Origin of the sequence: Actinomadura verrucosospora (genome assembly GCF_039540335.1) — a bacterium.
Taxonomy (GTDB): Bacteria; Actinomycetota; Actinomycetes; order Streptosporangiales; family Streptosporangiaceae; genus Spirillospora; species Spirillospora verrucosospora.
In genome coordinates this window covers 89,848-100,800 of sequence record NZ_BAABEV010000036.1, presented here as the reverse complement: position 1 = coordinate 100,800, position 10,953 = coordinate 89,848, and the positions used below count along the sequence as shown (strand labels likewise).

10 protein-coding genes are annotated in these 10,953 nt (G+C 70.4%); all 10 read left to right on the top strand.

Annotation, left to right across the window (positions count from 1 at the left end):
• A partial coding sequence (locus tag ABD944_RS30925; RefSeq protein ID WP_345182783.1) for an MCE family protein occupies nucleotides 1–1,123 on the top strand: 1,123 nt, incomplete at its 5' end.
• A 1-nt stretch (nucleotide 1,124) separates the two neighbouring features.
• Complete coding sequence (locus tag ABD944_RS30920) at nucleotides 1,125–2,363, top strand: MCE family protein (protein WP_345182781.1); 1,239 nt, start codon at nucleotides 1,125–1,127, stop codon at nucleotides 2,361–2,363.
• Nucleotides 2,363–3,646, top strand: a complete 1,284-nt coding sequence (locus ABD944_RS30915) for an MCE family protein (protein ID WP_345182780.1) — start codon at nucleotides 2,363–2,365, stop codon at nucleotides 3,644–3,646. Before ABD944_RS30920 ends, ABD944_RS30915 begins: the two co-directional genes overlap by 1 nt.
• A 1-nt stretch (nucleotide 3,647) precedes the next feature.
• Nucleotides 3,648–4,898: an MCE family protein gene (locus tag ABD944_RS30910; RefSeq protein ID WP_345182779.1), complete on the top strand. Its 1,251-nt coding sequence runs from the start codon at nucleotides 3,648–3,650 to the stop codon at nucleotides 4,896–4,898.
• Nucleotides 4,895–5,452: a hypothetical protein gene (locus tag ABD944_RS30905; protein WP_345182778.1), complete on the top strand. Its 558-nt coding sequence runs from the start codon at nucleotides 4,895–4,897 to the stop codon at nucleotides 5,450–5,452. The genes ABD944_RS30910 and ABD944_RS30905 overlap by 4 nt, the downstream gene beginning before the upstream one ends.
• A complete protein-coding gene (locus tag ABD944_RS30900) occupies nucleotides 5,449–6,039 on the top strand; it encodes a hypothetical protein (RefSeq protein ID WP_345182777.1) in 591 nt (196 codons plus the stop codon). Before ABD944_RS30905 ends, ABD944_RS30900 begins: the two co-directional genes overlap by 4 nt.
• A 19-nt stretch (nucleotides 6,040–6,058) precedes the next feature.
• On the top strand, nucleotides 6,059–6,838 hold the full coding sequence (locus ABD944_RS30895) for a hypothetical protein (protein ID WP_345182776.1): 780 nt from the start codon (nucleotides 6,059–6,061) through the stop codon (nucleotides 6,836–6,838).
• A gap of 19 nt (nucleotides 6,839–6,857) precedes the next feature.
• On the top strand, nucleotides 6,858–7,409 hold the full coding sequence (locus tag ABD944_RS30890; protein ID WP_345182775.1) for a hypothetical protein: 552 nt from the start codon (nucleotides 6,858–6,860) through the stop codon (nucleotides 7,407–7,409).
• Between the two features lie 327 nt (nucleotides 7,410–7,736).
• Nucleotides 7,737–8,420: a hypothetical protein gene (locus tag ABD944_RS30885; protein WP_345182774.1), complete on the top strand. Its 684-nt coding sequence runs from the start codon at nucleotides 7,737–7,739 to the stop codon at nucleotides 8,418–8,420.
• Between the two features lie 80 nt (nucleotides 8,421–8,500).
• Nucleotides 8,501–10,612: a hypothetical protein gene (locus tag ABD944_RS30880; protein WP_345182773.1), complete on the top strand. Its 2,112-nt coding sequence runs from the start codon at nucleotides 8,501–8,503 to the stop codon at nucleotides 10,610–10,612.
• Nucleotides 10,613–10,953: the final 341 nt, after the last annotated feature.

Sequence of the window (10,953 nt, the reverse complement as noted above, 5' to 3'; positions counted from 1 at the left end):
GTCGAGACCGCCTTCATGCACGTCTGGGATGCCGTCCGCGGGCGGGCCGCCTCCGCCGCTGCCGCGCGCGCTGCCGCGCCCGAAGCGGGGCCGGCCGCGGCTGGAGCCGCTGCGCGACCGCGACCCGATCGGGGTGGCGGTCGTCGGCATCGTGATCCTGCTCGTCCTCGGCACGCTCGCCTACCGCGCCGACCGGCTGCCGCTCGTCGGCGGCGGGACGACCTACAGCGCGTACTTCTCCGAGGCCGCCGGGCTGAACCCCGGCCAGGAGGTCCGCGTCGCCGGGGTGAAGGTCGGCAAGGTCACCGGCGTCTCGCTCAAGGGGAACAAGGTCAAGGTCACGTTCCGGGTGAAGGACACCTGGGTCGGGAACGCGACCCGCGCCACCATCATGATCAAGACGCTGCTGGGGTCGAAGTACCTCCAGCTGGACCCGCTCGGCTACCGCAGGCAGAACCCGAAGGAGCCGATCCCGCTCGACCGGACCGTGGCCCCCTACGACGTCACGACGGCGTTCCAGGACCTCGGCCGGACGTTCGAGCAGCTCGACACGACCAGGCTCGCGCAGAGCCTGGAGACGATCTCCACGACGTTCGAGGACACCCCGGCCGACGTCCGGGTCGCGTTGCACGGCCTGTCGGCGCTGTCCTCCACGATCGCGTCGCGGGATGCCGAGCTGTCCCGCCTGCTCGCCGGGACCAAGCAGCTGTCCGGCACGATCGCCGCGCAGAACTCCCAGTTCGAGACGCTCTTCAAGGACGGCAACCTGCTGCTCGGCGAGCTGCGCCGGCGGCGCGACGCCATCCACGCGCTGCTCGTCGGCACACAGCGGCTCGGCACGGAGCTGGTCAGCCTCGTCGACGACAACCGCCGCACGCTGGGCCCGACGCTCGCGTCCCTGGAGCGGGTCGTCGGCGTCCTCCAACGCAACCAGAAGAACCTGGAGCGCGTGCTGACGACGGCCACGCCCTACATCCGCGTCCTCGGCAACGCGACGGGCAACGGCCGCTGGGTGGACGGCTACCTGTGCGGGACCGTCCCCGAGGAGTACCTGGTGAACGGCAGGTGGCAACCGGAGGACCCGGACCGCTGCAAGCCGCCGCACCTGACGGGAGGACGGTGACATGGCGTCCCCCTCGACGCGCCCGGTGAGGCTGCCGAAACTCGGCTCGCCGATCCGCGACCACCGGACGCGGGTGGTGCAAGCGCTCATCACGGTCTTCGTCCTGCTGGTCGCGATCGCGCTGGTCCCCTTCCTGGGCGGCGGGCCGACGCACCGGATCACCGCGTACTTCGCCACCGCGATCGGCGTCTACCCCGGCTCCGACATCCGCGTCCTCGGCGTGAAGGTCGGCTCGATCGACTCCGTCGAACCACTCGGCGACAAGGTCAGGGTCGAGATGCGGGTGGACGACGACGTCGCCGTCCCCGCCGGCGCCCGCGCCATCGTCATCGCGCCGAACCTGGTGTCGGACCGGTACATCCAGCTCGACCCCGCCTACGACGGCGGCCCGAAGATGGCCGACGGCGCGTCCATCGATGTGAGCAACACCGCGACCCCGCTGGAACTCGACCAGCTCTACGCCGCGGTCCGGAAGATCTCGGGCGACCTCGGCCCGCGGGGGCTGAACGCGCAGGGCGCCCTGTCGGACGTCATCCGGGTCGGCGCCGCCAACCTCGGCGGCAACGGGCAGGCGCTCAACACCATGATCTCCGACCTCGGCAAGGCGTCGCAGACGCTCGCCGACAACAGCGGCGACCTGTACGCGACGGTCGCCAACCTCAACAAGTTCAGCGAGATGCTCCGCGCCAACGACGGGCGGATCCGCCTCGCCGAGAACCAGCTCGCCGAGGTGAGCGGGTTCCTCGCCGCCGACCGCGACGAGCTCGGCGCGGCCCTGCGCAACCTCGCGCTGGCGCTCGCCGAGGTGAAGGGGTTCATCCAGGACAACCGCGCGGCGCTGGCACGGAACGTCGGCAAGCTCTCGGACGTCACCCAGGTCCTGGTCGACCAGCGGGCGTCCCTCGCCGAGCTCATCGACACCGCGCCGCTCGTGACGCAGAACGCCCTGAGCGCCTACGACCCGAAGACCCGGACGCTGATGGCGCGCGGCGACCTCCTGGAGATCACCAAGGCGTTCGGCAGCCTGGACCAGCCGGGCGTCGACCCGATCGCCGCCGACCAGCGGCCGGTGTGCGCCGCGGCGGCGTCCGCCACGCGGACGCTCCGCGAGCAGTGCGACCGGCTGAAGAGGGGCGGGCTGGTCGCGGTGGCGCCGACCCGGGAGACCGGCCTGCCGGCGCTGCCGCTGCCGCCCGCGGGCAAGATCTACGCCGGCACCGGCGGGAAGGCGGACCGCTGATGCGCACGCACAAGCTCGTCGCGGCCCTCGCCGCCGGCGTCGTCCTCACGGCGGGCTGCTCGGTGCGGCTGGAGGACGTCCCGCTGCCCGGCGGCGCCGACCTCGGCGACCACCCCTACACGGTGAAGGTGCGGTTCGAGGACGTGCTGAACCTGGTCCCGCAGGCCGCCGTCCGTGTCAACGACGTCCCGGTCGGGCGGGTGAAGAAGGTGTCGCTGCCGAAGGGGGCGTGGCAGGCGGAGGTGACGCTCGCCGTGAACGGTGACGTGCACCTGCCCGCGAACGCGACCGCCAACCTGGAGCAGTCGAGCCTGCTGGGGGAGAAGTACGTCAGGCTCGCCGCGCCGACGACGGCGCCGTCCCCGCAGCGGCTCGCCGACGGCGCCGTGATCCCGGCGTCCCGGACGACGCGCAACGCCGACACCGAGGAGGTGTTCGGCGCGCTGTCACTGCTGCTGTCGGGCGGCGGGCTCCCGCAGATCCGGACCATCAACCGGGAACTGAACCAGGCGCTCAACGGGCGCGAGGACAAGGTCCGGTCCGCGCTGCGGAACCTCGCCACCTTCACCGGCACGCTCAACCGGAACCGGCAGTCGATCGTGAACGCGCTCGACGGGCTGAACCGGTTGTCGTCCACGGTCAGGGCCCGCAACGGGCAGGTCGGGACCGTCCTGGACGACCTGTCGCCCGGCCTGAAGGTGCTGGAAGAGCAGCGCGGTCTGCTCGTCGAGATGCTGCGCCGGCTGGAGAGGCTCTCGGACGTCGCCGTCAAGACGATCAACGCCAGCAAGGAGGACACGGCCGCGAACCTGCGCTCTCTGGCGGTCGTCCTGCGCAAGCTCGCCGACTCCGGCCGCGACCTGCCGAAGTCCCTGGAGATCCTGCTGACCTACCCGTTCACCGACGAGGCGCTCAAGGCGATCAAGGGCGACTACCTCAACGCCTACGTCACCGTCATCGCCGCCGACGGCTTCGACTGCGTCATGGCGCCGGTGAAGGAGGAGGGGCCGTTCGACGGCCTTGACGACGAGGAGGGGGCGCGCGCCCTCGCCGCGACGCCCACGGTCCCCGGCCCGCAGCCGGCGCCCTGCCCGGACACGGCGGCGGGTCGCGGCTCCGGAGCCGCGGTGTCCGGTGCCGGGACCCCCACCACGGGGACTCCGCCCACCGGGGCCCCCACCCGGGGGACGCCGCAACCGGTGACGCCGAGCCAGGCACCCCGGACCGAGAGCCCGAGCAGCGAGCCGGCCCTTCCGCTGCCGACGCTGGGGGAGGGGAACTGACGTGCTGACCCTGGTCACCCGCATCAAGATCGCCGTGTTCGCCGTCATCGCGATCGTCGTGGTCGCCTACATCGGCGTCAACTACGCCGACGTCGGCCGCTACGTCGGGCTGCGCGGGTACTACACCGTCCGGCTCGACCTGCCCAGCACCGGCGGCCTCTTCGAAGGGTCCGCGGTGTCCTACCGGGGCGTCACCGTCGGCAAGGTCGGCAGGCTCGACCTGACGCGGGACGGCGTCATCGCCGAACTCCGGATCGACGACTCGGCGCCGGACATCCCGCGCGACCTCCAGGCGATCGTCGCGAACCGCTCCGCGGTCGGCGAGCAGTACGTCGACCTGCGGCCCCGCGCCGACACCGGGCCCTATCTGGCCCAGGGCACCACGATCCCGCGCAGCGTCACCACCACCCCGGCGCCGGTCGACGAGACGCTCAAGAGCGTCAACGACTTCACCGCCTCGCTCCCGCTGAACGACACCAGGATCCTCATCGACGAGCTGGGGCTGGCGTTCGCCGGGCAGGGCCCGCACCTCCAGCAGCTCCTCGACACGAGCTCCCGGTTCATCTCGGCGTCCGACGCGGCCTTCCCCGAAACGCGCGCTCTGATCCACAACGGGGAGGCGGTGCTGCGGACGCAGAACGAGATGTCGGGGGCGTTCAAGGCGTTCGCGACCGACTCCAGCCTGCTCGCGCGGCGGCTCCGCGACTCCGACGCCGATCTGCGCGAGCTGATCACGGCCGGGCCCGGCGCGGCGGCGGAACTGTCCGGCCTGCTCCACGACCTGGACCCGAGCCTCGGCGTGCTGCTGGCGAACCTTCTCACGACCGCCCGCGTGGCCGAGCCTCGCCAGGCCGCCATCGAGGAGATGCTGGCCAATCTCCCGCGGGTCGCGGCGATCGGCCCCAGCATCGTGGACGGGGGCAAGCTCCGGATGGGTCTGGTCACCACGTTCTTCAACCCGCAGCCCTGCACCCGCGGTTACGGCAAGACCAGGTACCGCGACGGCCTCACCCTGTCGCCCGCGCCGTTCAACACCGACGCGCACTGCGCGGAGAGCCCGAGCAGCGGCATCAACGTGCGCGGCACCGCCAACGCGCCGCGCAAGGGCGTCCCGGCGCCGGCCAGGCCGGGCGCGCTGGGCGGCCCGGAGGCGACGGGCCTGCTCGCCTCGCTGGGCTTGGCGGGACTGGCGCGGCAGCAGGCGCCGTCCGGCGACCTCGCCGCCCTCCTCGGGCTCGGGGGCGCGCCGTGACCGTCGTGGCGGCCGCGCTGCGCAAGCCGACCTGGATGATCCGCTGGATCCGTCCGGCCGGCTACGCCCTCACGGCCGCCGCCACCGTCCTCCTGCTGCTGTCGTTCTGGTCGCTGTTCCAGTCCGGACGGGGCGCGGACCACGACCTCGCCACCGCGCGGGACGACGTGAGCCGGACCGCCGTCCGCGATCTGGCGCTGATCAACAGCATCGACCCCAAGGTGGCGGAGCTGGACATGACGCACTGGCTGGACGTCGCCACCGGCCCGTTCGCCGACGCACTGAAACGCGACATCCCGGGCGCACGCGCGAGGTTCGCCGGGCAGAAGGCCCCCTCGCACGGACGGGTCACCGCACTCGCCGTCACCGCGCTCGACCGGTCGGCGGGCGAGGCGACCGTCCTCGCCTCCGTCCGGATCTTCACCGAGCCCGCCGGTGGCGCCGCCCAGGGCACCGAGCAGCGCAAACGCTACGAGGTCGGGATGCAGAGGGTCGGTGGCGTGTGGAAGATCAGCTCGCTGAGAGCGCCGGCGCCCGGGGGGAGCGGCCCGTGAGCATCACCGAGGAGCGCCCCGCGCGCCGCGACCCGGCCCCGCGGAAGAGGAAGACCGCCCGGCGCACGCTCGTCTCCGGACTCAGGCGGGCGGCCGGGCTCGGGTGGCCCGTGGCCCTCGCGCTGGCGCTGTGCCTGTCCGCCCTCGCCGTCGACGCCTGGGCCGCCAGGCGGAGCGAGCGGTCACCGGCCGCCAACCGCGCACTCGTCGACAAGGCCCGGACCGGTGCGGTCGTCGCCGACGTCTCGGCGAAGGTCGCGCGGATCTTCACCTACTCCTACACCGACCCGGCGGCCACCGAACGCGCCGCGAACGAGGCCCTCACCGGCCGCGCCGTCGGCGACTACCGCGAACTGTTCGGCCTCGTGAAGCAGAACGCGCCGGTCATGAAGCTCGCCCTCACCACGAAGGTCGCGAAGGCCGGTCTGATCAGACTCTCCCGTGACGGGACGGCGGTCCTGCTGGTCCTGCTCGACCAGCAGGCCACCCGCGGCGGCAGGGCGACCGGTCCGCCGGTCGCGGCCCAGCTCATCGTCACGGCCCGCGACGACCACGGCTGGCGCATCAGCGACCTCCGGGCCGCCTGAAAAGAAGGGGTGGACTCAGGTGTCCGAGACCAGGACCAAGACCGCCGATCCGGCGGCCGACGAGCGCGAGGCGCTGGCGGACGAGCCCGAGACCTCCGCCGGCGAACCGCGCGAACCGGAACCGTCCGCGGACCACGCGGCCGAGACTCCAGAGCCCGCGGGGGAGGGTGCCGCCGAGGACCCGGAGCTGGACCCGGACCCGGAGCCGTCGCCGTCCGAGAAGGAGACCGGTGAGGCGCCGGCCGCGAGGCCGCCGGCGAAGGACGCGGCCGAGCGGCCCCGGCACCGCCTCTCCAAGGATCCGCTGATCCGGATCGCGTCGCTCGTGACGCTGGTCGCGGCCGGTGCCGCCGCGTGGTTCGGCTGGTCGTACCACACGGCGTCCGGCGACGACTCGATGGCCTACGCCGCCGAACGGGATCGGGTGCTCGCCGTGGCCGGCCAGGAGATCGTCAATCTCAACACCCTCGACCACCGGCAGGTCGACGCGGGCCTCAAGGTGTGGCAGGACTCGGCGACCGCGCAACTCTACGACCAGATCGTCCAGGGGCAGGCCCGGCTGAGGACCGAGGTGCAGAAGGCGAAGACGACCAGCACCGCGAAGATCCTCGAATCCGGGCTGACCGAACTCGACTCCCGCGCGGGCAAGGCGGCCGTCATCGCCGCCGTCCGCATCACCATCACCGGTGCCGACGGCAGGCCGGTCGACAACACCCGCCGGTTCGCCGGCCAGCTCACCCGGACCTCGGACGGCTGGAAACTGTCGGCGCTCGGCCAGGCCCCGACCGGTACGCCCTGAGCGGGGAGGAGAAAGCGAAATGGCAGCGATCACTTCGGCCGGACGGTTCGTCCCCGGCACCGCGCGCACCCGCCTGGTCATCCTCCTTGGGGCGCTGACAGTAGCGCTCGGTGGAGTGGCCGCCTGGTCGAACGCCCAGGAGCGCGACCTCACGGGTGCGGCCTCCGCGCAGAACGACGCCCTCAGCGACAATGGCCGCACCGCCGAGGTCAAGGGCCAGGTGACCACGGCCGTCAACACGGTGTTCTCCTACAACTACGCCGACGTGGCCAAGACGGAGAAGGCGGCGCAGGAACTGCTCACCGGAAAGGCCGTCCAGCAGTACAACCAGCTTTTCGCCCTGGTGCGCAAGCAGGCTCCGCAGCAGAAGCAGGTGCTCACCACGGCGGTCACCGACTCGGCGGTGAAATCCCTGGCCGGCGACCGCGCCCGTCTCCTCGTCTTCGCCGACCAGCGCAACACCCGCACCGACACGAACAAGACGAGCTACTCCGCGGCCGTCTTCGCCGTCGACGCCCTGTACGCCGACGGCAAATGGAAGATCTCCGCCATCGACACCCTCGGCGCATGACCCCCGAATCGTCACGAGATTCGAATCCTGTGATAAATCCGGCTTGATCGAAAACTAATCTGATGACAAAACTCGTATGGGTCGGCGGGGTGCTTTAAGGGGAAGTCGAACAGCCTCTTGAGAAGTTCACTACTGGCGGGTATATTCCGATATTAGTACGGCAGGACTGGGTGGTCTTGTGGTGAAGTCGACGAAGTTCGACTTTCGGGGTTCTGCGCTCGTCAACCCGGAGGAGTTGGACCTGTAGAACGCGGTCAGTGTCCCTACGAGAAGAAGAAACCACCCCCCGTGAAGGGAAAGCGGACTGACATGCGAAAGATCTCGAAAATGGCTCTGACCGTCACCGCGGTCACGGCCACCGCCGCCGCTCTCACCGCGACCCCCGCCTGGGCGGCCGGTATCAACGTCACCATGCCCGGCGTGCCCTCGCCCTCCACCCAGGCCGTCACCGGAGAGAACAGCGGCTCCGTCGCGGCCGCCAGCAGTAGTGGCGGGGTCCTGACCTGCGTCGACACCGGCGCTGCGAAGGCCCTGACGGCCACCGGAACGGTGAAGGTCGGCACCGGCGTCGTGGACCCCGTCGGCTCGGTGACCGGTCTGACGTTCAGCAACTGCACGGTCTCCAGCCAGGTCGCCACGGTGACGCCCCAGAACCTGCCGTGGTCCCTCTCCACCACGGGCCTGACCTCTTCGGGCGCCACCCCCGGCCGGCTGAGCGGCGTCAGGATCGTGGTGAACATCCCCAGCATCCCGTGCTCCGCGACGTTCCAGGGATCGACCAGCACCAACGGGTTCATCAACGGTACGCACACCAACCCGACGAGCGCCGGGGCCGCCAGTACCCTCTCGCTGCCGTTCGGGTCCACCAACAACCTCGTCGCGACCAGCGTCTCCGCGACGTGCCCCACCAACATCGTGAAGAACGGCGACACGGCCACGCTCGCCGGCGTGATCAAACTGAGGGGTGTCAACTCCACGGCCAAGGAGGGCCCGACCGTCGTTCGCACGTGACGTGAGAGCACGCCTCTGACCGAAGCCGCACCCGGGCGCTCGCCGCCCGGGTGCGGTTCCCCGTCGATCAAGGATGTGAAATGCATCGGACGTTCCGAGGTGTCGCGCGGATCGCGGCGGTCGCGGGCCTCGCCGTGAGTGGCGGCGCACTGGTGGCGGTCCCGGCGGCGATCGCGGACATCGGCGTCGACATGGGGCTTGTCTGCTCCGGCGAGTCCGGAACGCACGATGTGGCGCTGCGGATCGAAACGACCGTCCCGTCGACAGGGACCGTCGGCCAGCCGGTCCAGCTGGGCACCATCAAGATCGACGTCGGTCTCCCGCCCGAGGTGGTGAAAAGGATGTCGGCGGCTTCCCCCGCCGGGGCGTCGACACCACCGGCGACGAGCGTCGCCCCGTCGCCCACGCCTTCCCCCGCGCTCGGAGGGGTCGCGGAGATCCAGGTCGCGGTCCACGGGCCGGGCGGCGACGGGCGCGCCGGGTGGCCGGCCTTCGCCCTGGCGGCCGCACCGCCACGGGGTGACGGGGCCGTGCACCTGACCGGGAGCGGGGTGGCGCCCCCGGTGGTCCCCGAAGCGCCGGGCGAGCTCTCATGGTCTGCCGGGGCAGTGGGCCTGTCGCTGGTGCCGGGCGACGCGGCGACGGGGAAGGACGCGGCCGAACTGAAGCTGCGCTGTGCGGCGGAGAAGGCGCCGGTACTCGGACGCCTGCGGGTGGGGCGGGGGAACGAGCCGGCGATCCCCGGCGCGTCGAGCGCGGCGCCCCGTCAGCCCACCGCCTCTCCGGAGAAGTTGTGCAAGCTGATCCCTGCCCGGGGGCAGGATCCGCGGTACGCCATCAGCGACGATCCCGAACTGGCGAAGATCTTCGAGTCCCCGGAAAATCCGGACGGCCTGAACGCCGACACCGGTGATGGACTGATGTACTGCCTCAAGGCGACGGGGTTCTTCAACATCAAAAAGGTCGGGAACGCCGCTCCCGTTGCTTTCGAGAACAATGTTCGGGCGCTGACTGAAAGCTATATGGGGAATATTTTCTTCGGGCCGAACTGGACGGATTTCCGCGGATACTTCGTCAACCGCACCTATCCAACCCCCGCCACGATGCTGGGTTTCGGCTTCATGCCGACACGCGCGGTGGCGGAAGCCGTTCAGGTCGGTTCCCCGCGGGCCGGCGGGTCCGGCCCGATCACAGGAAACATGCGGATTCTCCAGCAGCTGTCGACCGAACTCGATATTTCGGGTCCGACCGTCGACCAGCAACAACTCAAAGCCAGTGCATACGTGCGCATCAAAGCGGGCAAGGCCGAGGTCAACGGAGTTCCCCTCGATCTCGGCAACAAATGCATGACAAGCCCCACCGCGCTTTCCGCGACTGGATTCATGGGGACGCTGAGAACGGGGACGACTCAGTACGAAAGCGGGCAGCCGCTGATCGCCCAGAACGTCACGATCCCCTCCTTCTCCGGTTGCGGAGTGACCGAAGATCTCAGCCCGATCCTTACCGCGAGTGTCTCCGGGGCGGGAAACTACGCGGGACTCGAATCGGGACTCTGGTGCGAGGTCACCACTGGTAACCGCTGCGTGGACGGCGCGGGCGCGCTTCCGCAGACCTTTACCGTGGATCCCGGCGGGGTCGTCACCGCGGTCGCGAAACCGTTCACCCTGGGGTACGCCGGGGACAACGCGGAGTTCAGGTGCGAGTCGGCGACCATGCGGCTCGACCTCGAACAGGGGCACTGGCAGTCGCGCTTCAGGCTGGGCAAGGGCGACATGTCCCTCGACGGCTGCGAGGTGGAAGCGTCGGACGGCACCGTCTACCAGGTGGAGGACAAGGTCACGCAGGACGGCTCGCTGTGGCTGAACATGACCATCGACGCGGCGACCGGCCGGCCGGCGATGAAGATCAACGGTGTGCTGCTCGACGCGACCGTGGACACCGGCGGAGGGAGGCGTTGTACGCTGCGGATCTCCCACAACCTGGGGAGAATCTTCCTCCCGGGGCAGCGTGAGGCTCCTGGGCTTCTCGAAGGCTCCTATGACAACGGGACCTTCTCCATGAATTCACATACGTTGATGCCGTCGGGGGACTCGACGTGCGAGATCCCCGGGTTCACGGACTTCCTCAGCGTCTTCAATTCATACAAGGGCGATTTCGTCTTCCGTCCCACTCAGCGGATCACCTCCCCCTGACCGAACCTCCCATCGCCATGGGCCTCTCGTTCCGGCGCGATCTGAATCGCGCCGGAAGTCCCCGGGCCCTCCAGGACTGGCCGCATCGTTGCCTGCACCACCCCGGGCGACGGCAGGGCCAGACCGGCTCGCTGCAGGCCGTCGCCGGCCTGCGGCGAGTACGGTGACTCCTCTGGCTCTCCGCCATATGAAGCAGACGGGACGAACGAGTCCGGGTGAAGGGCCGACGCTCCCGGCGATCTGCGGTCGATGACAATACCGGCCACTCCCGGGCCGCCGTCATTGCTATTCGCTTACAAGGCGAGAAAATCTCCATGCTCGTGCGTCGCGGTGTATTGAAC